Raw genomic sequence first — 24,378 nt, 5'->3', positions numbered from 1 at the left:
GGATGATTGCACCGCTGGATCGGAAGTTATGGCGAGATCTACAGGCCCAGTGGGGTCAACTCTTGGCGATCGCCCTCGTGGTGGCCTGTGGCATTGCTTGTTTCGTCATGATGATGAGTGCTTACCATTCCCTAGTACTCACCCAGACGGCCTACTATGAACGCTACCGGTTTGGAGAAGTGTTTGCCGAACTGAAGCGCGCGCCCCAAAGCCTACAACCGCAAATCACCGCTATCAGCAATGTCAAGGAAGTGCAAACCCGGATTGTCGCCGATGTCACCCTGAATGTAACAGGACTTTTAGAACCGGCTACAGCCCGGTTGATTTCCTTACCCCCTAGGCGCGAGGGAATGCTCAATGGTTTGTTTTTGCGCAGTCCAGGCACCGTTCCCGATCCCCAGCACCCAGAGGAAGTACTCATCAGTGAAGCCTTTGCGACAGCCAATCAGATCCAAGTGGGTGATCGCCTAGGGGCAATTCTCAATGGTCGCTGGCAAGACCTCCGGGTCACGGGCATTGCCCTCAGCCCTGAATATATCTATGCAGTCTCTGGAGGCAATATTTATCCAGACGATAAACGCTTTGGCATTCTCTGGGCCAACGAAACCGCTTTAAGTCAGGCCTTTGGTCTCGACGGGGCCTTTAATAGCATCGTGCTCACATTGACTCCTGGGGCGAATGAACGGGCCGTGATTACCCAGTTAGATCATCTGCTCGAACGGTATGGCGGCTTAGGAGCCTATGGTCGCCATGATCAATTTTCCCACCGCATCGTGAGCGATGAAATTAAGAGTTTAGAGGTCTCTGCCACGATTCTCCCGACAATCTTTTTGGCGATCGCCGCTTTTTTGCTCCATATTTTGATCTCCCGTCTGATTGCCATCCAGAGGGGCCAAATCGCCGTGCTCAAAGCCTTTGGCTATACTAATGTTCAAGTGGGTTGGCATTACCTCAAATTCATGTTGCTGGTTTTTAGTGGTGGTGCTGTTTTGGGAGTATCCCTGGGACTTTGGTTAGGACAAAGCTTAACCCAACTGTACGCAGACTTTTTTCATTTTCCCTTCCTGCGTTACGAGGCCAGTGTCCTACTCATCATCACCGCCTTGCTCATTAGTGGCGGTGCGGCCTGTATTGGTGGATTAATGGCGGTACGGGAAGCGATTCTCTTGCCCCCAGCCGAGGGAATGCGGCCGCAGCAACCCGTGACATTTCGCGCCACCGTGGTCGAAAGATTGGGCTTACAACGGTTTTTTTCCCCAGCCGGACGCATTATTCTGCGTAATCTCGAACGTCGTCCCCTCCGGGCCAGTTTATCGGTTTTGGGCATTGCTGTGGCCGTGGCTGTTTTACTGACGGGGTTTGGCCTCCAAGGGTCGATGACGACTTTGATGGATATCCAATTCCAGACCGTCCAGCGCGAAGACATCACATTAACGTTTAACCAACTGCTGCCCTATCGCAGCCGTTATCACCTGCGCCATCTACCAGGCATTCTCAAAACAGAGGTCTTCCGCTCGGTGCCGGTGCGATTACGCCATGGCCATTATCAATATCGCCTGGCAATTACTGGCCTAGAACCCCAAGGGGAATTGCGACAGCTCGTTAACCGTCACCTGCAACCCGTGTCTTTACCGCCGGGGGGTCTCGTCTTGGGCACAAAGCTGGGGGAAATCCTACATATTCAACCCGGCGATCGCCTCTGGGTCGAAGTCCTTGAAGGGAAACGCCAACAGACGGAAACCTGGGTGATGGGCTTAGTGGATGAGCCAATTGGCCTATCTGCTTATATGAATTTAGAGGCGCTGAATCAGATGCTGGGTGAAGGTCGAGTGATTTCCGGGGTCTATGCCCTCATTGACTCCCAAGTGAAAGCCCCCCTTTACCAAGCACTCAAACAACTACCAGCCATTGAAGGCATTGCCTTTCGGGAAGCCTTGCTAGAAAGTTTCCAGGCCATTAGTGGCGAAAGCCTCCAGATTATGACCGGCATTATTGTCCTCTTTGCCTGCATTATTACCTTCAGTGTGGTTTACAATTCAGCGCGCATTGCCCTGTCCGAGAGAAGCCGCGAGCTCGCGACCCTAAGGGTGATGGGATTTACCCAAACTGAAATAGCGTTTATTCTCCTGGGTGAACAAACCCTACTGACGCTCATCGCCATTCCCTTGGGTTTGGGGTTCGGGGTGCTGCTGCTCTGGCTACTGGTGCAAGCTTACAATACGGAGCTTTATCGCCTACCGTTAACCCTAAACACGGGGATTTATGGGCTGACGGCTTTGATCGTCATTTTCACGTCTCTCATCTCAAACTTGCTTATTTATTCCCAGCTTCAGGCCCTAAATTTAGTGACCGTCTTAAAAATTCAAGAGTAATCTTTTGATCAATCTTGGGTCAGCCAAATGGAGCCGATGGCGGCATGGTCTGCGTATTGGGTGGTTGTTTGATAACTGACTTGGCGATCGGGGTAAATACCAGCGTAATCGCTTAGGGTCCATTGATTAGAGCGAAAGAAGAGCCGGGATTTTTGATCGTCATTGAAGGGGGAATCGGCAAATTGAATCAATTCTCGACTTTCGTTTTCTGTGCTGTAGCTGAGGGTCGCGGGGCCATATGCGGCGATCGCCTCAGCCAGAAGAGTACCAGGGCCAACCCCGGCAGCGGTACGGTAGCTGGGATTGTCCACCATAATCCAGCTAATTTTTTCTTGATCGCCGGGGAGATTTTCACCGCTGTCCCCATCAAAGGCCACCACAAACTGCGCCGCACCGTAGAGATTCACTTGCCAGCCGGTGGGCAGATCGACCCCCAAAGGCACAACCTCAAAGGTGGCCGCAGCGGGCAGTTGGGCTTTGAGTTCCCTAAAAGTCATTCCCAGACGAGCTGGCCCAACCCCTTCGCTGGTAATTAGATAGTCTGCACTGGGCGATCGCACGCCGAGATCCGCACAGCCATTGGGGACACCATCGATCAAACTGGCAGAGACAAGCCGCAGACTATAGCCATCCCAATAATATTTAGAGTCTTCTAGGCAAGTCCCTGCCCCGTTAAATTTATAGCCATTGCTGAGAACGCTGGTTTCTGGGTCAAAGGAGGGAAAGCCAGCGAGGGCTAAACGCGAATGGGTAATGGTTTCACCGTCAACGTAAACAAATTCATAAGCTCCCTGGTAGGCCGCCATAAAGCACAGCACACTTACCAGATATCGATCCTCGCCCTGTTGATAAATCGCCGCATCATCGAGATTGGCGGCCAAATTATCGTTGTCCAGGCAGAGGCCGAGGCTGGCTTGCTGATCCACGACCCGCTGAAAAATACTGGCTTTTTCCGATCCAGTCACCGGGCGGGCGATCGCCACTGAGATCGGCGGCGTGATCTCCGGTTGCGGGGTGGGAAGACTCGCCTCAGGTTCAGTGGGAGTCTGTTCTAAAACAGCACCGAAGCCCGGTTGGGGAGCGGGGGGCTGAATACTGGCGGTGGTGCGCTTCCCGAAAAACTGATAGGCGGCGATCGCACTGAAAACAAAGGCCGTGGCAGGGAGAGTGTAATAGTAAAATTTTTGCATGGTCGGCAGGGCTCCTGGATAATCACTTTGAAAGTTCAGTCAAAAATTTCAGCCAACAAAAACGCTAGAGACAGAGTTGCGGTGAATAGGTTTGGGAACCCCGACCCGGTTGACAGCGCCAGGTTACTTGGCGATCGCTGACCGTCCAGGTGCCATTGACATTTTTATTGAGGCTAATCGTGAACCGTTGTCCCCGCACCGAATCATCCAACAGACCTTCTTGGGTAATGGTCACCGTTGAACGCTGGGGATTTTCTACCGTATCGTTTTGTCGCTCGATGCTCACCCGGAAACTCTCTGGAGTGTAACCAAGGCTTCTTGCCGTGGCCAAGGCCACCATGAGCGGATCTTGGGCAGCCCCATTGTTTGCAAGTAAGAGTGGCTCGGTTGCCTGGGACAATAACGTTGCTTGATCAAATAAATTCATCAAAGACGCCTTATTTACGCTTTGCACCTCAACAATCCCCGGCACATCCGGCGCTTCATACCAACCATAGGCCACATCAAACTGACTTTGAATTTCGGCAAAAACCACATCAATGCCATTGATCGACGCGCGACTCAGCTTCGGATTCGGCCCCACGGTGCGCCTCTGGGCAAATTCTTGGAGGGTTAAATTCTGGGGGTTGGGTTGCCGGCGGAGGGTCTGGGGATAAATCGCGTCTGTCCCCAGCACAGGGGTTCCCTGGGCAAGGCAACGAATCAAATTAAAATCCCCTGGCCTAAGAATCGAAATACTGCCATCATTGCGGAGCATCGTCCGAAAATTGCGGGGAATTTCCAATTCGATGCCAAATTGCTCGAACTTAACCATGCGGGTTTCACTAACGGCGCTTAAATCATTCGTATTCCGACAAACCCCTTGGCTGGTGGCTGGCGGTAACTGTCGCAAAATACCAATGCCCCCAAGGGCGATCGCCCCAGCGATCATTAAACAATTGCCAACTAATTTTTTGTTCATCATCACACCTTATACGATAACTTTCTGACTTCACCAGATTTAAAATTCGGCGATTTATATGCACCGACGGTCCCAAGCCAAAAAAGTTTTTTTCGTTTACTAATGTCCCCAGCTTAAACAGGATTTTTCTGACCCCAACGATGGTTACATTTTTTGTGACATAACTTCTGAAGGACGCCAAGCAATTGCCCGCAAAAACCCAACGGAAAAGATTAAGATTCCTTAAGGCCATTCCCTGGCCCAATTACTTGCTCAATTAAAAGATTGATTACAAGTTGTTAATCTAAATTTATCGATCTTTGATTGATTTTTGCTCTGTAATTAGAAAACCACTTCCGGAAAAAATCTAGGCCTGGATAACGTCCTGGAGTTCCGTTTAAAACAAATAAGTCTGACATGAAACTTTGGATTAAGACCACCAAAAACTTCAATATTTTTTCTATACTTAAGTCAGCCTGTAGTGATCTACACAGCGCTATCTGACCACGACAGAACGAAGTTCAGCCGATGAGCGGACTTTATTTATCCTGCCTTGGTCAACAATTGCAGCTAAGTCGAACCAGAGGAAAGCCATGAATTTACCCAGCAACAAAGATGAGCTAGTCACCCAGTTACATCAGCAAATTGACGAAGCCTCTCGCAATATCGATGAGTTGAAGCTCCAAGCTAATCTTGCCAAGGCGGAAGCGAGATCTGCTTTTGAGGCGAACATTGCCACCCTAGAATCCCAAAAAGTTAAGTTGCAAGAACAGGTCAATCATCTGAAACATAGCACAGACAGTGCTTGGCAAGAACTGGCTGAAGGCTGTCAGAAGTCCTGGCATGAGTTTCAAAGTGCGGTTCAAAAGGCGATCGCCCAATTCAAGGCATAACGATCGATACCCATTGGGAGCACCTTTTCTCCTTTAATTTCCCCGATAAAAAAACCCTAAAGCCCCATCCCACTGGAGTTTTAGAGTTGATGATCACGATTGCTCGTGTAGAGGAGAATAAAACTTGGACAAACTTAGAGAAAATTACAGATGACCCTAGAGGGCATTCACGGCGATCGCCCCGATGGTACCCGTCCCAAGCAACCCTAAGATTTTCATCGCTAAGGCCCCAAGGCTGGCCCCCTGTTGAGAGCGGCGTTTGAGAAAACTGTAGATGTGGGGCGCACCAGCTAAGAAGAAGAGAATTGCAATGATGCCCCCATTCTGAGAAGTTGGGGTTCGTTTTTTGGTGGTGAGCTGACGGGACATATGGAGTACCTAAGAGTGCAACGGGGGTTAGGCCATGAAACCTAGGCGGTGGCCATTGGATTTCGCGAGGCGAATCAGACTTTGTCGAGTTTTTGCATCGAGGCCCACGGCGTTGCAGAAGTTGGAGATCGTCTTGCAATGAAGACCGATGACCTTGCCACGGGTTTTGTTAAAGCGGGCTGTACCCATTACTTTGCGAACCAAGATAACCAGGGAACCAAACATTGCAACTAGCCTCGTAAAACGACAAATAACTGGGAAAAAACTTTAAAAATTAGAGTTGGAACAGGAGATTGATGAGGGTGTCGCCACCAATCAATTCCGTTGCGATGAGCGCCACAAAGCCAATCATTGCCAGGCGGCCATTTAACTTCTCGGCGTAGCTTGTCCAGCCGGCGGTGTGCTCTGCATCAACGTAAACTTCAGGCTCGATTGCAAAGCTGTTGAGTTGACCGAATTCGTTGGAAGTATAACCAGTAGCCATTGAGGAAACCTCGTGTTTGCTTACATGAATAAATATAACAGATTGTAAACAAATGTTGCAAGCTATTGACGGAAAAATATTTTTCTGGGGTGTAATTTTCTGCGCCGCCATTTGCCCCAAACAGCAGTAACCCCAATCCTTACAGGGGATCGGGGTAGAGCAATAATGGGCGGAAAAATCATGTTAAGCCCTGGGTTTTTGTAACAAAAATCTGTTACAAACCGACAATAATCTGAGCCATAGCCCAGGTGAGACCGAGACTTGTCAGGTACTGGGGCAACAGCGATCGCCAGGCTTGTTTACTAATCTTTTTCGTGAGCACAAAGGTGCAGAGCGTCCCGAAGATCAGGGTAGAACCTTGGAGAAAGGCAATGACGGCAGGGTGAGCGACAACAATCGGTAAGGTACTGCCCTGGAGACCGAAGGTGGCCATGGTGACGGGTAAAATTTGGCCGGCTTCCCCTAAACCGAGACGGAGATAATGGGCAAGGCTGCCTCCCAAAACCAAGGGCAGATAGCCATAGGCCAGTTGTAAAAAGGGTTTTGCTTTGGGGGGTGAATTTAAAAATTGCACCGCTGCCCCCGTGAGGAGTACCAAGCCAGCGGGAATTCCCAAGGCGGCGATCGCCAACCCCAGGTGGGGCCAAAATTGACTGAGGTCTACATTTAAACCCAGGACTTGATTAATTTCCGGCAGCCGATGAAGAAAAATGCCCCCCAGCAGTAACAGTAAAAGAGCCACTTCATAGGCGCGGGGTTGGTGGGTTGTCCAGAGTTCAATGGCTGGGGGCCGCAAGTTGACCGCCACCGACCGATGGGGGCAAGCCTTGAGACAAGTCATACAGAGTACACAATCGCGGTTGTCTTCGAGTTGGGCCGGGTGGGAGTATAGGGGGCAGCCCGCCGTTTCTAAGCCTTCACCCTTTTGGGGACCACCTTTGTAACATTGATAGGTGCTACATTCTGCCGAACAAGTGCCCTGTTGCGCCCGTAGTTCTGTCATCGAGAGTTTTGCAAAGAGGCCATTCATGCCGCCGATGGGACAAAGATAGCGACACCAAAACCGCCGTTCAAAGATCGCCGAACAGATCATCGCCCCGGCGGTAATGATAATCAGTAACCAAGCGGAGAGATAAGCGGTATTTTGTAAATCCCACAGTTCTTCCCAAAGAAAGATTAAGGCAAAAAGGCCAAAGAGAAACCAACCGCCCCATTTTTCGGCCTGCTGACGGGGCCAGGGTTTGAGGTCTCGCTTCAGGAGTTCGGTGGTAATTTTTTGGGTGATTTCCCCGTAGATCATAAACGGACAAACGGCACACCAGAGACGACCGACAAAGGGAAACGCCAGGAGCACCAGGGGCCACCACCAAGCCCAAAAGAAATTTAAGGCAAAGTTTTGGTCACGGGTTTGGGGGGCGAGAAAGAGAACGGCAATAATTAACGGAAAGGCGATCGCCGTAAAACCATAGTTAATGCGGTCGGGCCACCAAGGGCTCCGGAGAAAACGCCGGAAGGTAGGGTAGGCATTGAGTAAATTGAGGCGAAATCGTTTTTGTTTCCCCTGGGCTGACCAAAAAATTTCTTCGGTGAGCATTGACCCCTGATCCGATTGGACAATGGCCCGTTCCACCAGGTTTTGCAACTCGCGGATATTGTTCGGGAAGTCGTAGGACTGGAGACGACGGAGAGCTTCGGGGGTAAGGGTCGGTTTATCGAGGCCCTTCGCCCGGCAAAATAAGCTGGTGTAATATTCCACCTGGGCCGCTAGATCTGCTTTGCGGACCCGCAGCGGTGGCACCTTGATCGTTTCGGAAAAATGGCGGGCCACGGCAGGGAGTTGTCGTTCGGCGATCGCCACCAATTTTGCCGCAGTTTGTTGGGGGACAGGTTCTGGATCACCGGGACGACTGATGGGGGTATAGGTCTGGGTTTCGATTAAAGTGGCGACTTTATCGATCAATTCCGGGGGTAGTTCTTCAATCTTGTTGAGGATTAGGGTGCCTTTCCCTAGCCATTCCAGGAGACCTTTTTTGCCATCGGTGCGGCCAAAGAGTTCAGCGCCACTTTTTTGGAGAATGCTGCAATCGATCTTAATAATTGGCTGGCGCCGCCGGGGTGAACCATAGTGAATCAAGGCGGCTAAATTATCTTTTTCTAAGCCCGGCTCTCCAAAAATATAAATGGATCGATCATGGGTGCCCGCCTCACGAATTTGTTGCCGCAGGCGTTTAGCATAGCGACTTTTCCCCACAACGCCCCGTTTTGCTTTGGTGACGAGGTAGGGGCGCAAAATTTCCTGCTGTTGCTGTTCCTGTTGGAGGGCTTGGGCGACTTCTGCGAGTTCCTGGGCGAGATCCTGGGAAAAGGCCTGGGTAATTTCAGGATAGTTTTGAATTATGTCTTGCCACTGTTGGCGCGGCATAAACCACACTTCTGTTTCGGTGACGGTGGCGATCGCCTCTTGGGCAGCTTCATTCAGCAGTAAGGAGCGCAGGTTAACGGTACTGCCTCTGGTTAAGGAGTTGGTCTCCGGTGCAGCCTCGGCATTGTGACAGACCACTTCCCCGGAAATCAAAATGTATAAACCTTGGGGCGCTTGGCCGATCTCGCTGAGGGCCTGTTGGGGAGGGAGGGTTTGCCTTTGGAGTGCTGCGGCGATCGCCCCCAGGGTTTCCATCGATAAACAACCGAGGCTGGTGCGCTCCTGTAACCAAATCAAACGTTCCTGGATGGTCATACTTGTTTTCCTCCAACCCTTGCCCCCCCAGCTTATCGAATCTGAGAGTGTAGATTAATTCCTCAACGGAACAAGCTACAGTGAAACCAGTGACCCGCCAAAAAAAACGAACTTATGAAAACAAGACAACTAGGCAAAAGTTCCGTCCAAATTACCCCGATTATTCTCGGCACATGGCAAGCGGGAAAGCGCAATTGGGTAAATATTGACGACCAAGAAATTGTTGCTGGGATCCGTGCCGCCGTAGATGCAGGTATTGCGACCATCGATACCGCTGAAATTTATGGCGATGGGGATTCAGAACGTCGGGTCGCCGAGGCGATCACCCCCCAACGGGATCAAGTGACTTTACTGACCAAAGTTTTTGCAAATCATCTCCACCATGACCAGGTGATCACCGCCTGCGAAAATTCCCTCAAAAGACTCCAAACAGACTATATCGATCTGTATCAAATCCACTGGCCAGCGGGCACTTGGAATTCTGACCTAGTTCCCATTGGCGAAACCATGACCGCCCTGAATCAATTAAAAGAACAGGGCAAAATTCGCGCCATTGGGGTGTCTAATTTTTCCCTCGCACAGCTCCAGGAAGCCATGGAACACGGCCAAATCGATAGTATTCAACCGCCCTACTCTCTGTTCTGGCGAGCCATTGAACGGGAAATTCAACCGTTTTGTGCGGCCCAGCAGATTTCGATCCTCGCCTACTCTTCCTTAGCTCAGGGGCTGCTCACGGGGAAATTTGGCCCTGATCACCAGTTTGCAGCCGGAGATCACCGCTCCCACAACCGTCTGTACGCTGACCCAGAAAATTACCAGCGGGTACAAGCAGCCCTAGAACTCCTGAAACCGATCGCCACGACGAAAAATTGCACCTTAGCCCAACTGGCGATCGCCTGGCTGATTCGGCAGCCCCAAACCAATGCCATTGTCGGGGCGCGCAATGCCCAACAGGCGATCGCCAATGCCCAGGCCATCGATGTCGAGTTAACGGCTGAAGATCTCGACGCCATTGACCATATTGGTCGAACCGTGACTGATCCTTTAGACGAAAATCCGCTCCTGTGGAATTGGTAAGGTGTACGCCAAGAAACTCAAAAATCCTTTGGCTATACTGAAAGCAAGTTTCAGCGCTCTGCATCAACTAAATGAAAGCTTTAATTTTGGCCTTGGGAATTTCCTGGCTGGCGATCCCCGTCGCCGCCCAGGGAACTTGTCTCCGGATTAGCGATTTTTATACCACCTGCCAGGATGGTCGGGGGAATCAGTATAGTATCCAGACCTTTGGCCCCAACACTTTTATCAACGGCCATGCCTACTATTCCCGCTCTCCCTACTATGGTGATTATCCTGGGTCTAGCAATTATCGACGGCAGGGCGATCGCCATTGGAAACCAGCCCACTACCGCCAGCCGAGTAGCCGTCATACCTATTCTTTTAGCAATACTTTCAAAAGTAAAAAGAGTCGCCCTTGGCAATATGAGCCCTACTGGCAACAGCCCTGGAAAAATGAGGCGGCTCCATCACCCCAATTCAACACCTATTGGCAGCGCAATCCTTGGCAACGCCCCACCTACCACAACGACCAAAATATCTACCTCGACACCCGTTGGTAAAGGCATTTTTAACTGCCCCAAAAGTTTGTTAATAAAAAGACGACAGGCGGGCGAGGAAAAGGCGATAAAAAGGCGATCGCCACCGATGATTTATTTTCTGTGTCTCCTAAACATTGAAGCGCCAAAAATCCAGTACGATAAAGCGGTACTTTTGCGTCCGTTGCTATGGCACAGTTTCCTTTATCTCCTGCATCCCTGCGCCGTTGGTTGCCCTGGGGTTTAGGTGGCCTGACGATCATCGCTTCCCTTGGCATTCTGGGGTTCCGTCATTATCAACGACAACAAGTTTCTTTTAGCAGCACTTCCGTCGTCATCAGCAACAGCACCCTCACCACGATCACCACCGATGCGGCCAAGGCAACGCTTCCTGCGCCTCAAACAAAAACGACTGTGATCACCCTCAAGGCCGTTGGAGATATGGCCCCAGGGACTCGTTACTCGAAAACCCCCCAAGTCGAACAAAAAATGCAAATGTTCGCCGGAGTCGAAGGCCAGCTCGGTTGGAGTGACCTCCTCATCGGCAACCTAGAAACCACCCTCACCAATCATCCCTACGCCGCCAAAGATATTAGTCGGCCCAATGTCTTTGCTTTTCGGACAGCGCCCAGCTACGTCAATCTCCTCAAGGATGCCGGGTTCCAAGCCCTCAGCATCGCCAACAACCACACCTTCGACTACGGCCCAACAGGCTTTCAAGATACCCAAGCGACCCTCACGGACACTGGCATTGCTCCCATTGGCGTTAAAAATCAAATCCATTACCACCAACACAAAGACCTTACCGTTGCCCTCATCGGTTTTAGTACCTACCAGTATCACAACACGGTTCAAGACCTGAATGCCGCCGTCGCCCTGGTCAAGGAAGCCGACGCCAAAGCCGACATTATCGTGATCTCTGTCCATGCTGGTGCCGAGGGTACTGGGGCAAATCGCGTCCGGCCTGGTACCGAATGGTTTTTTGGCGAGAACCGTGGCGACCTCCATAAATTTTCCCGGACGCTGATTGATGCCGGAGCCGATCTAATCGTTGGCCATGGCCCCCATGTACTCCGGGCTGTGGAACTTTACCAAGGTCGTTTGATCGCCTATTCCCTCGGTAATTTCGTTGCCGATGGTGCTCTGTCGGTGGCCAGTACCCTTGCCGAAAGCGTTGTTTTAGAGGTTTCGATGAGTAGTGAGGGGCGTTTTTTGAAGGGAAAACTCCATCCTGTGCGCCTCAACGGCCAAGGATTTCCGTTTTACGATGCTACGGGAACGGCGATTAAGCGGATGCAACAATTGACCCAACGGGACTTTCCGGAGACGCCTTTAACGATTCAAGCAGATGGTCAGCTTTTACCGAAAACCCTGTAGCCTTTGATAGTAGGGAATTGCAAAAAAGTTGCGCTCAAAACTGCATAAGCAAAATTTCTGGTCACTATCACCTGGCAACACACAATCAAGCCAACCAGGTAAAACAAATGACTACTTTCGCTTTCTCCCGTCCCCAATCCCTCAAGCTGGCTACCGCTGGTGCTCTCCTCGCCCTCGGTGTTCTCAGCCTCGCCCAACCCGCTAAAGCTGATAATGTTTCTAGCAGCACCATGATTTCTGAACAGACCAGTGCCGCCGTCGGTGTGGGTAACTCCACCTCTAACAGCATGGGCCAATCGAATTTCCAAAACCAGAGCGGTTTCTTTAGTGGTGGTGACAACGGCGCCCAGTCCACAATTATTGGCTCCCAAACCGCCGTTGCCGATGGCTTCTTCAACAATGTCAACAACAATTTAGGACAGTCCAGCACTCAACAACAATCTGGTGCCTTTGGATTCGGCAATAATGCCAGTATCTCCCAGGTGGGTGCAAGCCAAACAGGCGCGGGAATTGGCTTCGGCAACAGCGTCAACAACAGCAGTTTCCAAAACAGCTTTCAAAACCAAAGCTCCATCTTCTCTTTCTAAAAAAGGCGATCGCCAAGGTGGTGGTGTGATGGCACAAAGCACATCATCGCCTTGACTGAGACCTGACCCATAAGCGCAATCTTTTCCCTAACACGACCAGTCTGTTAGGGGGCTTTTGCTGTGGGTAACCAAATACTGCATTTGTTCTGGGGCGTGGCAACTATCAAGCAGTACCACAACAGAGCAGGCCAGTCCGATGATTATTACTACTTTTTTCCGTCATCACTCCCTCAAACTCGCCCTTACCTTCGCTGTATTTGGTTTCCTATGTTGGCTTTATTGCCTTTCGCCCCTGACCCTCAACCTTAGTCAACTCCAGAAAGTCGCCATCTACATTAGCTTAGAAGTCTTGTACGATGTGTTGCGCCACTGGTGTTTAAAGCTGGTACAAAATGGTTGCGATCGCCTCCGCCATGTTTCTCCTTTCATAAATGATCTCTTTGCAGTTGTGACCAAACTGGTAACCGATGGCCGTAATTTTAAAATTCATCTCCCCACGGTTACGGGGCAAATGTGGACGATTTATCCTCTACGCGTTCTCTCTTAAAAAGTCAAGCCTGCTCTAATCTTTATGGCCTGTGGTATCGCCAACAAATTCTGAAAATAACTATTCCTAGACCGTTGTTCACCCAAGAAAGTTCCATCATTTCCCAATAAATAGACCTTTCCAGACAATTCCTGCCAAAACAAAAAATACTTGCTACAGTGAGGAAGATTGTAAAGTTTGCTTTACAAAACACCACAAAAAGAAACATTTTTACTGTTCGCTCACATACAGGAAGTATCTATGCGTTTTACAAAAACCCTCGCCCTCAGTCTGGCCCTTGGTAGCACCCTTGGCTTCAGTACCGTTGCCCAAGCAGGGGACTATGGTAGCTACGGTGACAAAACCAAACCCATGACCGAAGCTGAAGCGCCCGCACCCGCGGCGGCAATGACAGCACCGACCATTGTGGACATTGCTGCTAGCAACGATGCTTTTTCGACCCTCGTGGCAGCAGTTTCTGCGGCTGACCTCGTCGAGACCCTTTCTGGTGAAGGCCCTTTCACCGTTTTTGCCCCCACCAATGATGCCTTTGCCGCCCTTCCCGATGGTGTGCTCGAAAGCCTTTTACTTCCGGAGAACAAAGATCTCCTCACCCAGATTTTGACCTACCATGTGGTCAGCGGTAATGTCATGTCTAGCGATCTCAGTGCTGGGGCTGTAACCACCGTTGAAGGTAGTGATGTGATGATCTCCCTCGATGATGGCGTGAAAGTCAACAATGCGAATGTTGTGATGGCCGATATCCCTGCCAGTAATGGCGTTGTCCATGTGATCGATGCTGTGATTTTGCCCCCTGAGTTGTTGGCCGCCACAGAAACACCCAGTGAAAATCTCTAGGTTGATTTCAGTAAAGTGATTTAACACTATAACGATTTTGGTTATCTGCGAAACCACGGCATCGGGCTGTGGTTTTTTATTGTTTGATGCAAATTGCTGTGGCTTAGCGGTTAAGGATCTGACCAGGGCAGGGCTCTGAAATTCTCGACAGGTCTATCTATAATGTTTAAGCACTTTTCCTCGATAATGGCGATCGCCCCCATGAGCAAATCCGACCAAATCCGCATCCGTGGCGCAAGACAGCACAACTTAAAAAATGTGGATCTCGATTTGCCGCGTAACCAGTTGATTGTGTTTACGGGGGTGTCCGGTTCGGGGAAGTCGTCCTTGGCGTTTGACACGATTTTTGCGGAGGGACAGCGCCGTTATGTAGAATCCCTCAGTGCTTACGCACGGCAGTTTTTAGGGCAGTTGGATAAACCCGATGTGGATGCCATTGAAGGGCTGAGTCCGGCGATCTCCATTGACCAAAAATCCACTTCCCATAACCCCCGTTCCACGGTGGGAACCGTCACGGAAATTGCCGATTATCTGCGGTTACTCTTCGGGCGGGCGGGTGAACCCCACTGTCCCCACTGCGATCGCCCGATTGCGCCCCAGACCATCGATGAGATGTGTGATCGGGTGTTGGCATTGCCGGAGCGCACCAAATTTCAGTTACTTTCCCCCATTGTGCGGCACCAAAAGGGAACCCACAAAAAGACCCTTTCTAGTATTGCCGCCGAAGGGTTTGCACGGGTGAGAATTAATGGCGAAACCCGCGAACTCAGTGACAATATTTCCCTCAATAAAAATCACTATCACACCATCGAAATTGTGGTGGATCGATTGGTGAAAAAAGAGGGCATTCAAGAGCGATTAGTGGATTCTTTAAGCACCTGTTTAAAGCATTCTGAAGGGACGGCGATCGTCGATTTAATTGAGACGGGTGAACAAATTATTTTTTCCGAAAATTTCGCCTGCCCCGAACATGGTGCGGTGATGGAAGAATTATCCCCCCGTTTGTTTTCCTTTAACTCCCCCTATGGCGCTTGTCCCGCCTGTCATGGGTTAGGCAGTCATCGGCGTTTTTCCCCTGATCTCGTGATTCCCGATCCGAAACAACCCCTCTATGCGGCGATCGCCCCTTGGTCAGAAAAGGAAAATACCTACTATTTATCGTTGTTATATAACCTCGGACAAAACTTTGGTTTTGAGATCCAAACTCCGTGGGAAAAACTCAGTAAAGAACACCAAAAAATTTTACTCCACGGCACAGAAGAACCCATTTGGTTTGAGGAAGAATCCCGCTATGGGGGTGGCAAAGGTTACTATCGCCATTATTCCGGCATTTTAAAACTATTAGAACGCAATTATGAAGACACAAATTCCGATGCCATTAAAGATAAACTTGAAAAATATTTAATTAATCAACCCTGCGAAGTCTGTCAAGGAAAACGACTTAAACCCGAAGCTTTGTCGGTGCGTTTAGGACAATATAATATCGATGAATTGACCAGCGTTGCCATTCGGGACTGCCTCGAACGGGTGGAAAATCTAGAGTTAAGCGATCGCCAAAAACTGATCGGCGAATTAGCCCTAAAAGAAATTCGCGCCAGATTAAATTTTTTGCTCGATGTCGGCTTAGATTACCTGACCCTCGACCGTGCCGCTATGACCCTCTCAGGGGGAGAAGCCCAGCGCATTCGCCTTGCCACCCAGATCGGTGCCGGCTTAACAGGGGTTTTATACGTACTCGACGAACCCAGCATCGGGCTACACCAGCGAGATAATGAGCGATTGTTGCAAACCCTAGAAAAATTGCGTGACCTCGGCAATACACTGATCGTCGTAGAACATGACGAGGACACCATTCGCACCGCCGATCACATCGTTGATATTGGGCCAAAAGCAGGGGTGCATGGCGGTGAAATCGTCTTTCAGGGCAGCTTTGACAAATTTCTCAAAAATAAACAATCCCTCACCAGTGCTTATCTCTCCGGCAGACGTACCATCGAAACGCCCCCAGAGCGACGGGAAGGCAACGGCGGCAGATTACGCCTTGAAAATTGCACCAAAAATAACCTCAAAAATATCACCGTAGAAATTCCCCTCGGAAAATTGGTGTCCGTGACTGGGGTGTCCGGTTCCGGCAAATCCACCCTGATGAATGAATTGCTTTATCCGGCGTTGCAACATAGCCTGAATCGGAATGTGCCTTTTCCAAAGGAGTTGGGCGGTGTCAAAGGGTTAAAGTCCATTGATAAAGTGATCGTCATTGATCAATCGCCAATTGGTAGAACCCCCCGCTCGAATCCCGCCACATACACCGGAATTTTTGACCCCATTCGGAATCTATTTGCCGAAACGGTGGAAGCGAAAACGAGAGGTTACAAAAAAGGGCGATTTTCCTTCAACGTAAAAGGGGGACGTTGCGAGGCGTGCAGTGGTCAAGGGGTGAATGTGATTGAGATGAATTTCTTGCCGGATGTTTATGTGCAATGTGAGGTGTGCAAGGGGGCAAGATACAACCGCGAAACCCTTCAGGTGAAATTTAAGGGTTATTCCATTTCGGATGTGTTGAATATGACGGTGGAAGAGGCGTTGGGCGTGTTTGAAAATATCACAACGGCGGCAAATCGACTACAAACCCTGGTTGATGTGGGCTTGGGTTATATTCGCTTGGGGCAACCGGCACCAACCCTCTCCGGTGGGGAAGCACAACGGGTAAAACTGGCTTCGGAACTGTCGCGACGGGCGACGGGCAAAACCCTTTATTTGATTGACGAACCGACCACAGGACTGTCTTTCTATGATGTGCATCATCTATTAAATGTGTTGCAACGGCTTGTTGACAAAGGAAATTCTGTCCTCGTCATTGAGCATAATTTGGATGTGATTCGCTGTAGTGATTGGCTAATCGATCTAGGGCCAGAGGGTGGCGATCGCGGCGGAGAGATTATTGCAACGGGCACACCTGAAGATTTGATTAAGGTCAAAGAATCCTACACAGGTAAATTCCTCAAACCGCTATTAACGAAGAAATAATAAACGGCGATCGCCAAAGTGTTTAGTAGAATAATGACAATTACAAGAAAAAATTTGTCGCTGTCAGTAGGTAATTTTATGAAGCCCGAAATACTTAAGCAAAGTTTTGTCCTTTCGAGCCTTGCAAAATACCATAATCAGCTTGAAAAATTTGGGGTAAAGTCTCTCGCTCTATTTGGTTCTACTGCCCGTGATGAAGCGACTATCGATAGTGATTTAGATTTTTTAGTAGAGTTTGATACTGAACTCACATTTGATATTTACATGGATTTGAAATTTTTTCTTGAGGAACTATTTAACCGCAAAGTAGATCTTGTCATCAAAGAAGATCTCAAACCCCAAATCAGAGAAAATATCCTTAAACAAGTGATTTATGTCCCGTAGTCTTCGTCTCTATCTCACCGATATTCTCAAGAGCATTACAAAAATTCAAAATTATGCTGAGAATTTAACCTATGAAGAGCTTTGTGAAGACAGTCATACCCTTGATGCGATCGCCCACAATTTGCAAATTATTGGCGAAGCAACAAAACAGATTCCCGATTCTCTACGTGAGCAATATCCACAAATTGAATGGAGGAAGGTTGCCGGCTTGAGGGATATTATTGCCCATACATATTTTCGTGTGAATACCAAAATCGTTTGGAGCATTATGACAACAAAATTAAATTCTCTCCAAACTTGCGTTCAACTTATGCTTGAAAACGACGATATTTCGTAGATTAATCTTGACAATAGCTTAATTGAAAAAAGTATCATTTCAATACTCTTAAGATTATCTAAAGTAAACCAATGATCACCCATTGACGACTCATTAGACTGGAAAACGCTGTATTGCTGCAATTCTAGAACCTAGTATTCAACATCTAAATCCCATAATAATAATGACTGACTCCATATTATTCCCAAGGATTTCTGTCTCCAAATGCTAGTTCACTTGTAGATAGTTTTTCAAACATTGGATGAAAAGTAAAATATGTACTTTCATTGATGTCTGGTAGTTTATCTAATTCATACGAAAAAATATATCTGCTATCTGAAAGTTGCTTATACCCAATAATGCCTAACTTAAATAATCTATTAACAATTTCACCAGGACTATTGTCGTCAGGAAAATATGAACCTAGCCACTTAATATTTTCATAAAAACGATTAGGCTCAGGCGTAGTTAAAATTCTCTCTTTTGCCTCGATTAAAATTTCTTTAAGTTTTTTCGGAGAAATATATTCAAGGTTTCCAGTGTTTTTTGCAATTTTTATTAAAAGCTTAACGAGAGAATCCAAATCAGGATATAGATACTTCCACTCATCTGCAAGTGCCTGTGTTCTATTCAAGGAATATTGAGATTCGGCATCAACAACATTTTTAATTGTAATCTTGCCACAACCAATTTTGCTTGTTTCTTCGATCGCATGCATACAAAAGGCTAATAAATCTCGTGGTCGATAGAGGGTTCTTTTGATCATGTAATCAACAGGAGAATTTATATTTTCTTGAGAGCTTAAATCAAAGATGTCACTCATGCCTTCTATTTTTCGAGTAGTAGAGTATCTAATAAAACGTAGTAGAAGCATGGTTTCAAGCTTGGGTTTAGTCCACGAGATTCGTAGTATATTGTTGTCAAATTTTTCTCTTTGAGGTAAATCTAACCCCTCAAGAATATTTGTTCTCAATGCAATCAATGGTTTTACTCTTTCTCGATAAACATAGTCTTTCATAACCATGAACAAACTACCAAGAAGTAGTTGTTGATTTTCATCTTCAGGATTCCATCCAAGATCTAAATCATCGAATAGAAGATACAATTTTGCTCCACCAACCACATCCCAAAATCCATTTTTATGAAAACTTTCGGTCTCTTTAATGAGCCCATGAGTAACTTCGTAAGAAGACGATCTTGCGTCTTTCCCTGCGGAAACTGAAATATCCTTTATTTGAATTTTTATTTCCTTCAATAAATTAATTATTACGTCAGCTAACGTTTGATTTTCTCTAGATAATTGATTGACTTTATTTAGAAATTTATAAGCTTTTAGATCATTCCCAATCAATAATTTAAGTTTTCTTGCTGGACCATTATGTCCATATTTTTCTCGGAGAACCTCAATCATAATTACATATTGCCATATCAGCTTAAAAAGTATTTTTTCAAGCCCTTTTATTGTTTTCAATTCAAAGAATTCATCTGTTTGGATAATGGCTTCTAGATAGCTTTTTTCTGGTCGAATAAAAGCACAGATATAATTACTATTATCTCTAAATTTGCTGTTGATGTGTGATAATATTGCGGATTTACCTGAACCAGTACGCCCCAACAATATGTACCGATCATCATTTATGTCTTCTGAAGCTCTATAAGCTGGGGTGTCTTCAACAAAATATTCGCTGAGGTTCAAGTCATTTTCTGCTGAAAAATCACCTAAAGAAATATTTAATATTGTTACCAAATTAACCTCATTTAAGCAAACAATAAAAATCTATATAGTGGATAATTGACCTTCGATTAAAAAATCATGGCCGATGGATTGAAGCTTGACATTTTCGAGGGCGATCGCCTCGTCCATGAGCGTTAAACCTAAATTTCCCACGGGGGTCGGTGCTCCTTGGCCACCAATAATTTTCGGCGCGATAAAAGCCATTACCTTTTGGACACTGCCAGAGGCGATCGCCGCCGCCGCGAGGGTACCGCCACATTCCCACAACACCTGCAAACAACCCCGGTCGTAGAGATATTGCATCACGCCCTCAGGGGCTACCGGATCAAGGTGCACCACTTCCACTCCTCGTTGCCGGAGGAAATCCTGCATCTCTGGGTTTGCTGTGGCCTGGGTTAAAACCACCGTCGGCGCAGCGGCCACATCCCACAAATGGCGATCGCGGGGCAGGGTTAAAGTCTGGCTCACAACAACACGCAAAGGATTATGGTCAGTAGTCCCGTGAGTCGTTAAATAGGGATCATCCAAGCGTACCGTATTTCCCCCGACAACCACGGCATCACACTGAGAACGAAGATCATAGACTCGATTACGAGTTTCCTGGTGGGTGATCCAAGCACTGTGGCCCGTGGTTGTGGCAATTTTCCCATCGAGGGTCATGGCATATTTCAAAATTCCGAAAGGACGTTGATGCACCATCCGCCAAATGAAGCCTGCATTTAACGCACGACAAGCGGCCTCTTCAACACCCGTTACGACCTCAATACCCGCATCTGTAAGGGTTTTTAAACCGCCCCCTGCCACCAAAGGATTCGGATCGATCATGCCCACCACCACTTTGGCAACACCCGCTTTGACCACAGCCTGACTACAGGGGGGTGTTCTGCCGTGGTGATTACAGGGTTCTAGGCTGACATAGAGCGTTGCTCCTTTAGCGGCTGCCCCTGCCTCCCGGAGAGCAAACACCTCTGCATGGGGTTGACCTGCCCCCGGATGAAATCCTTCGCCAATAATTTTTTGATCTTGAACGACCACAGCTCCCACCATCGGGTTGGGGGCGGTTTTTCCGGCTGCCTGCTTTGCTAACGTAATACAGCGTTGCATCATGGCACGATCAAAGTCAGTTCCAACGGGGGCAGCGTTTGAGGTCATGGGTGAAGGCAACATTTAAACTTAAAAATTCTTTCCCATTGTAGGCAAGAACCGAAGGGCAGACATAGGGGCAAAGGTTAACTGATGGTGAGGAAATTCAGTTGATTTGGCCGTATTTGCGCCATTGACTCAGGTGATTTTCATAAATCATCGATATCATGATCAACACATACGCGCTGATCTGGGGTTTAAACTCACCAATGCCCGAACAAAGTATTACACCGACCTACGATGTGGAGAATGCGGTTCTCAGTCGCTACCAAGCGGGAGCCGAGACCCATGAACCCAGCCTGTGTTGTCCGACGGAATACCAGGATGTCCATTATCTGGATGTGATTCCCGATGAAATTTTGACAAAGGATTACGGTTGTGGTGATCCGACTCGCTATGCAAAACCAGGGGATGTCGTCTTGGATCTCGGTTCGGGGGCTGGCAAGAATTGCTACATGGTCGCCCAAAAAGTGGGGCCGACAGGGAAGGTGATTGGCATTGATTTTAATGATGTGATGTTAAATCTCGCCCGTAAATATCAAGGGGCGATCGCCACCAAAATTGGCTTCCACAATACCGAATTTGTCAAAGGGAAAATCCAAGACCTCAAACTCCCCCTCGATCCGCTCCAGGCTTGGCTCCAGGCTAATCCCATTACCACCCTAGAAGATATCGCCCGCTATGAAACAGAAGGCGATCGCCTCCGGGCAGAGTCCCCTTTGATTGCCGACGAGAGCATTGATCTGGTGATTTCCAACTGTGTTCTGAACCTCGTCAAACCCAGCGATAAACAACAACTGTTCCAAGAAATCCACCGGGTACTCAAACAAGGTGGCCGCGCCGTTATCTCGGACATTGTTTGTGACGAGACACCCACCGAAAAAATCCTCAATGATCCAGAGCTATGGAGTGGTTGCATTGCTGGCGCTTTCCTCGAAGCCGAATTTTTGCAAATGTTTGTGGATGCTGGTTTTTATGGGGTGGAAATCTTGAGTTACGCTGCTGAACCCTGGCAAACCATTGATGGCATCGAATTTCGCTCCTTGACTGTCCGGGCCTACAAAGGCAAAGTGGGCATTGGTCGCGAACGGCACCAAGCAGTTATTTATAAAGGCCCCTGGCAGCAGATCCAAGACGACGCGGGCCACACCTATTTTCGGGGAGAAAGAATGGCCGTTAGTGATCAAACCTTTCAACGCCTAACCAATCCCGACGGCCCCTATGCTGGGCAATTTATCGCCGTTGCCCCCTACCAAGGAATTTCCTCGGAAGCCGCTGCTCCATTCAACTGTCCTCCAGAGGCCCGCCGTGATCCCCAAGAGACCAAAGGCGCAGATTATAACCTGACCCAACTAACCGTAGACTCCGCCTGTTGCAGCCCCGACAGTTGTTGCTAAATTGCTTAAAACTCATCCTTGTTCTGTTCTCCCAATCACCATGGTTCAAACCCCTACCCAAACCGCCATCCCCGCTTTTCAGAAAACCTTGGGTCAGCCCCTCAGCAAAACTCCCATCAGTACCCTCCAAATTAACCTCGGTAAAAAATGTAACCTCGCCTGCACCCATTGCCATGTCGAGGCTGGCCCGAAGCGCACCGAGGAACTCAGCCCGGAAATTTGTGCCCAATTAATCCAAGTGATTCGCACCTTTCCCCAAATTCAAACGGTGGATCTCACTGGGGGAGCACCGGAAATGCATTACGGATTCCGGCAACTGGTGGCCGCAGCACGGGAAACGGGAAAAGATGTCATTGTGCGCTCAAACCTCACAATTTTTTTCGTGCCTGGGTATGAGGACTTACCCAGATATTTTGCGGAAAATCAGGTGCGCGTGGTGGCTTCCCTACCCTGTTATTTGGAAGATAATGTCGATCGCCAACGGGGTACGGGGGTATATCAAGATTCCATTGCGGCCCTACAACGATTACATGCCCTGGGCTACGGTCGGGATCCAGCCCTAGTTTTGGATTTGGTTTACAATCCGCCCGTGCCCCGGAACCAGGACTTTTCCCTTACCCCCAATCAGGCGGCCCTAGAACAGGATTACAAAGCTTATTTGGAAAATCATTTTCAAATTCAGTTTAATCACCTGTTTACGATCACGAATTTGCCCATTGGCCGGGTTAAAAATTATCTCCAGGCCCACGAGCTTTATGAACCCTATCTCAGCTTTTTAGCGGCACATCACAACGGGAAAACGGTGCCAAACCTTATGTGTCGGAATCAGCTTTCTGTGGATTACCAAGGCAATATTTTTGATTGTGATTTTAACCAGATGGAAAATCTCCCTGCTCGCACTCCCGACGGTCAGCCTGTTACAGTGCAGCATCTCCTAGAGGCCAACTCTTTGGATGCCATTAAAACGGTGGCAACGAAGCCCTATTGCTATGGTTGCACAGCGGGGAGCGGTTCGAGTTGTGGTGGTGCTTTGAGCTAGAAAGCTGGCAGTTGAATCGTTGGCGGTGACTTGAGCCGTCCTTCTCCGTGGCGTTGGGCTGCTTGGATGAACGCGGCACTGGGACAGGTCGTTCCAGGCTCTGGACGAAAAACAGCAATACCCGCACCAGCTAGGATAAATTGCACTAATCGGGGTTCTGATCCGTGTTGGGACACCCAAAATTCCGCTAATCGATCCCCATCTGGAGTTGTCCCTAGCCATTGCACATAGAACTCGGGTTCACCCAGAGTGATTAGCGCCCGGACGCGATCTGCTGCCTGTTTTTGAGCCTGGGCTTCGGGTTTCATTTCAATGCAGGCCAGTTTGATTAAAACCGTTTGATTGTTGATGGTTGCCTTGAGGCGATCGCCTGTAATTACTTCGATTTCTGTCGGTATCCAGAGGGAGGCTGTTGCTGGTCTAGAAACAAGGGGAGCGGATTCTACCGGAGACTTGAGGGTGACGGGTCGTGTCCACGCAGATAGCCGGCCGATTAAATAAATAGCCCCAATCCCCAAGGAAAGCAAACCCAGCAGCATGAGGCCGATTATGGATAAAAGAGAAACGCTATTTTTACCTGACATGGTGCGCAATATCTCCGCTGGCTAATCCGGTTATATCGCGGCCCTGTGGGGAAGGCGAGGAAACTTAAAAATCTTAAGGCGGCTTATTTTTCTGGTTGGTTGTGGGGACGATATTCCAACCACAGGGGAATAATAATCCAGGCCGCCACAAGGGCAAAGACAATGAGGCCAAATTTCGCCATGAACCGCAACACATCCGCCAGGGGCATAATGCGTCCGAGAAAATAAGGAAGTGTCACCGTCACTGTTCCCCAGGCGATCGCCCCAGCTAGATTGCACAGCAGAAAGACCGGCCATGCCATCCCGACAATGCCCGCGAAGGGGGCCGCAAAAATCCGAAAAAAGGTGATAAATCGACCAACAAAAACGGCTTTAGGGGCATTTTCTAAAAACTTTTGTTTGGTTTCGGCGAGCTTTTCGTCACTAATTTTGAAGACATGGGCCACTTTTTGCAGCAGCGGCAGCCCACCCCATTTCCCCACCAGGTAGCCGATGTTATTGCCGATAAATGATCCGGCGATCGCCCCGCCCAAAACCCAACGGTATTGCAACTCGCCGCTCCCCGCAAAAAAGCCCCCCAGCAAGGTCAACGCTTCTCCGGGGAGAGGGATGCCCATATTTTCCAGGCCAATACCGATAAAAACAGACCAGTAGCCATATTCTGTGACGAGGGTTTGCAGGGTTTCTAGGGAAATCAACTCAAGGGTCATGGGGAGAATTTAAGACAATGTTTATATTTTGACATTCGTTTCTGGCTGACGGGGGCGGCGGTCGTCACTTTCGGGGTGGGTGATCAGCCTAGTTGCTAGGGACTTCTAGGGAAAGCCA

General features: G+C 48.7%; 23 protein-coding genes. 13 read left to right on the top strand and 10 right to left on the bottom strand.

The window, feature by feature from the left end; all coding sequences use genetic code 11:
• Positions 1-2: 2 nt before the first annotated feature.
• Positions 3-2,372 carry an ABC transporter permease gene (locus AWQ21_RS07540; protein ID WP_065714007.1) on the top strand — a complete coding sequence of 790 codons (2,370 nt, stop codon included), beginning with the start codon at positions 3-5 and terminating at the stop codon, positions 2,370-2,372.
• 8 nt (positions 2,373-2,380) lie between these two features.
• Here the strand turns inward: AWQ21_RS07540 and AWQ21_RS07535 are convergent, their stop codons facing one another.
• Together AWQ21_RS07535 and AWQ21_RS07530 are read right to left on the bottom strand one after the other, a co-directional pair.
• Positions 2,381-3,562 carry a DUF1176 domain-containing protein gene (locus AWQ21_RS07535; RefSeq protein ID WP_065714006.1) on the bottom strand — a complete coding sequence of 394 codons (1,182 nt, stop codon included), beginning with the start codon at positions 3,560-3,562 and terminating at the stop codon, positions 2,381-2,383.
• Positions 3,563-3,626: 64 nt separating this feature from the next.
• Positions 3,627-4,526, bottom strand: a complete 900-nt coding sequence (locus AWQ21_RS07530; protein ID WP_157094717.1) for a hypothetical protein — start codon at positions 4,524-4,526, stop codon at positions 3,627-3,629.
• Positions 4,527-5,095: 569 nt separating this feature from the next.
• Here AWQ21_RS07530 and AWQ21_RS07525 point away from each other — a divergent pair.
• Entirely contained in the window at positions 5,096-5,395 is a 300-nt protein-coding gene (locus tag AWQ21_RS07525; protein ID WP_065714004.1) for a hypothetical protein, read from the top strand.
• 156 nt (positions 5,396-5,551) lie between these two features.
• Here the strand turns inward: AWQ21_RS07525 and AWQ21_RS07520 are convergent, their stop codons facing one another.
• The 4 genes from AWQ21_RS07520 to AWQ21_RS07505 all read right to left on the bottom strand — a co-directional run bounded on the left by AWQ21_RS07520 (position 5,552) and on the right by AWQ21_RS07505 (position 8,985).
• Positions 5,552-5,764, bottom strand: a complete 213-nt coding sequence (locus tag AWQ21_RS07520) for a hypothetical protein (RefSeq protein WP_065714003.1) — start codon at positions 5,762-5,764, stop codon at positions 5,552-5,554.
• A 27-nt stretch (positions 5,765-5,791) separates the two neighbouring features.
• The gene (locus AWQ21_RS15900) at positions 5,792-5,989 is read right to left on the bottom strand and encodes an electron transporter (protein WP_071932274.1); all 198 of its coding nucleotides are present in this window, start codon (positions 5,987-5,989) and stop codon (positions 5,792-5,794) included.
• Between the two features lie 49 nt (positions 5,990-6,038).
• Positions 6,039-6,248 (bottom strand): chlorophyll a/b-binding protein, encoded by a 210-nt coding sequence (locus AWQ21_RS07510; protein WP_065714001.1) that lies wholly within the window; start codon positions 6,246-6,248, stop codon positions 6,039-6,041.
• A 214-nt stretch (positions 6,249-6,462) separates the two neighbouring features.
• Positions 6,463-8,985, bottom strand: a complete 2,523-nt coding sequence (locus AWQ21_RS07505) for a sigma 54-interacting transcriptional regulator (RefSeq protein ID WP_065714000.1) — start codon at positions 8,983-8,985, stop codon at positions 6,463-6,465.
• Between the two features lie 114 nt (positions 8,986-9,099).
• Here AWQ21_RS07505 and AWQ21_RS07500 point away from each other — a divergent pair, with 114 nt between their 5' ends.
• The 9 genes from AWQ21_RS07500 to AWQ21_RS07460 all read left to right on the top strand — a co-directional run bounded on the left by AWQ21_RS07500 (position 9,100) and on the right by AWQ21_RS07460 (position 17,673).
• Positions 9,100-10,062 carry an aldo/keto reductase gene (locus AWQ21_RS07500; RefSeq protein ID WP_065713999.1) on the top strand — a complete coding sequence of 321 codons (963 nt, stop codon included), beginning with the start codon at positions 9,100-9,102 and terminating at the stop codon, positions 10,060-10,062.
• Positions 10,063-10,133: 71 nt separating this feature from the next.
• Positions 10,134-10,601, top strand: coding sequence for a hypothetical protein (locus tag AWQ21_RS07495; RefSeq protein ID WP_065713998.1), 468 nt, complete (start codon positions 10,134-10,136; stop codon positions 10,599-10,601).
• A gap of 165 nt (positions 10,602-10,766) precedes the next feature.
• Positions 10,767-11,954, top strand: a complete 1,188-nt coding sequence (locus tag AWQ21_RS07490) for a CapA family protein (protein ID WP_232314906.1) — start codon at positions 10,767-10,769, stop codon at positions 11,952-11,954.
• Between the two features lie 107 nt (positions 11,955-12,061).
• Positions 12,062-12,541: a hypothetical protein gene (locus tag AWQ21_RS07485; protein WP_065713997.1), complete on the top strand. Its 480-nt coding sequence runs from the start codon at positions 12,062-12,064 to the stop codon at positions 12,539-12,541.
• Positions 12,542-12,737: 196 nt separating this feature from the next.
• Positions 12,738-13,088 carry a hypothetical protein gene (locus tag AWQ21_RS07480; RefSeq protein ID WP_065713996.1) on the top strand — a complete coding sequence of 117 codons (351 nt, stop codon included), beginning with the start codon at positions 12,738-12,740 and terminating at the stop codon, positions 13,086-13,088.
• A gap of 240 nt (positions 13,089-13,328) precedes the next feature.
• Positions 13,329-13,925: a fasciclin domain-containing protein gene (locus AWQ21_RS07475; RefSeq protein WP_065713995.1), complete on the top strand. Its 597-nt coding sequence runs from the start codon at positions 13,329-13,331 to the stop codon at positions 13,923-13,925.
• Between the two features lie 201 nt (positions 13,926-14,126).
• The gene (gene uvrA, locus AWQ21_RS07470) at positions 14,127-16,952 is read left to right on the top strand and encodes an excinuclease ABC subunit UvrA (protein ID WP_065713994.1); all 2,826 of its coding nucleotides are present in this window, start codon (positions 14,127-14,129) and stop codon (positions 16,950-16,952) included.
• 33 nt (positions 16,953-16,985) lie between these two features.
• A complete protein-coding gene (locus tag AWQ21_RS07465; protein WP_232314904.1) occupies positions 16,986-17,336 on the top strand; it encodes a nucleotidyltransferase family protein in 351 nt (116 codons plus the stop codon).
• The gene (locus tag AWQ21_RS07460; RefSeq protein WP_065713992.1) at positions 17,326-17,673 is read left to right on the top strand and encodes a DUF86 domain-containing protein; all 348 of its coding nucleotides are present in this window, start codon (positions 17,326-17,328) and stop codon (positions 17,671-17,673) included. The genes AWQ21_RS07465 and AWQ21_RS07460 overlap by 11 nt, the downstream gene beginning before the upstream one ends.
• 178 nt (positions 17,674-17,851) lie before the next feature.
• Here the strand turns inward: AWQ21_RS07460 and AWQ21_RS07455 are convergent, their stop codons facing one another.
• On the bottom strand, positions 17,852-19,399 hold the full coding sequence (locus AWQ21_RS07455; protein WP_157094716.1) for a P-loop ATPase, Sll1717 family: 1,548 nt from the start codon (positions 19,397-19,399) through the stop codon (positions 17,852-17,854).
• 30 nt (positions 19,400-19,429) lie between these two features.
• Positions 19,430-20,539 carry a bifunctional diaminohydroxyphosphoribosylaminopyrimidine deaminase/5-amino-6-(5-phosphoribosylamino)uracil reductase RibD gene (gene ribD / locus AWQ21_RS07450; protein WP_065713990.1) on the bottom strand — a complete coding sequence of 370 codons (1,110 nt, stop codon included), beginning with the start codon at positions 20,537-20,539 and terminating at the stop codon, positions 19,430-19,432.
• 200 nt (positions 20,540-20,739) lie between these two features.
• On the opposite strand from ribD, the gene AWQ21_RS07445 reads away from it, so the two are divergent.
• A complete protein-coding gene (locus AWQ21_RS07445; RefSeq protein WP_065713989.1) occupies positions 20,740-21,927 on the top strand; it encodes a methyltransferase domain-containing protein in 1,188 nt (395 codons plus the stop codon).
• A 40-nt stretch (positions 21,928-21,967) separates the two neighbouring features.
• Positions 21,968-22,966, top strand: coding sequence for an arsenosugar biosynthesis radical SAM (seleno)protein ArsS (arsS, locus tag AWQ21_RS07440; RefSeq protein ID WP_065713988.1), 999 nt, complete (start codon positions 21,968-21,970; stop codon positions 22,964-22,966).
• Here arsS and AWQ21_RS07435 read toward each other — a convergent pair.
• Both AWQ21_RS07435 and AWQ21_RS07430 read right to left on the bottom strand, forming a co-directional pair.
• Entirely contained in the window at positions 22,963-23,550 is a 588-nt protein-coding gene (locus AWQ21_RS07435; RefSeq protein ID WP_157094715.1) for a hypothetical protein, read from the bottom strand. The two genes, arsS and AWQ21_RS07435, sit on opposite strands and share 4 nt — an antisense overlap.
• Positions 23,551-23,633: 83 nt before the next feature.
• On the bottom strand, positions 23,634-24,260 hold the full coding sequence (locus AWQ21_RS07430) for a DedA family protein (RefSeq protein WP_065713986.1): 627 nt from the start codon (positions 24,258-24,260) through the stop codon (positions 23,634-23,636).
• Positions 24,261-24,378: the final 118 nt, after the last annotated feature.

The sequence above is a fragment of the Picosynechococcus sp. PCC 7003 genome (assembly GCF_001693255.1).
Taxonomy (GTDB): Bacteria; Cyanobacteriota; Cyanobacteriia; order Cyanobacteriales; family MRBY01; genus MRBY01.
The sequence above is the reverse complement of the archived record's forward strand: the minus strand, read 5'-3'. Positions and strand labels throughout refer to the sequence as shown.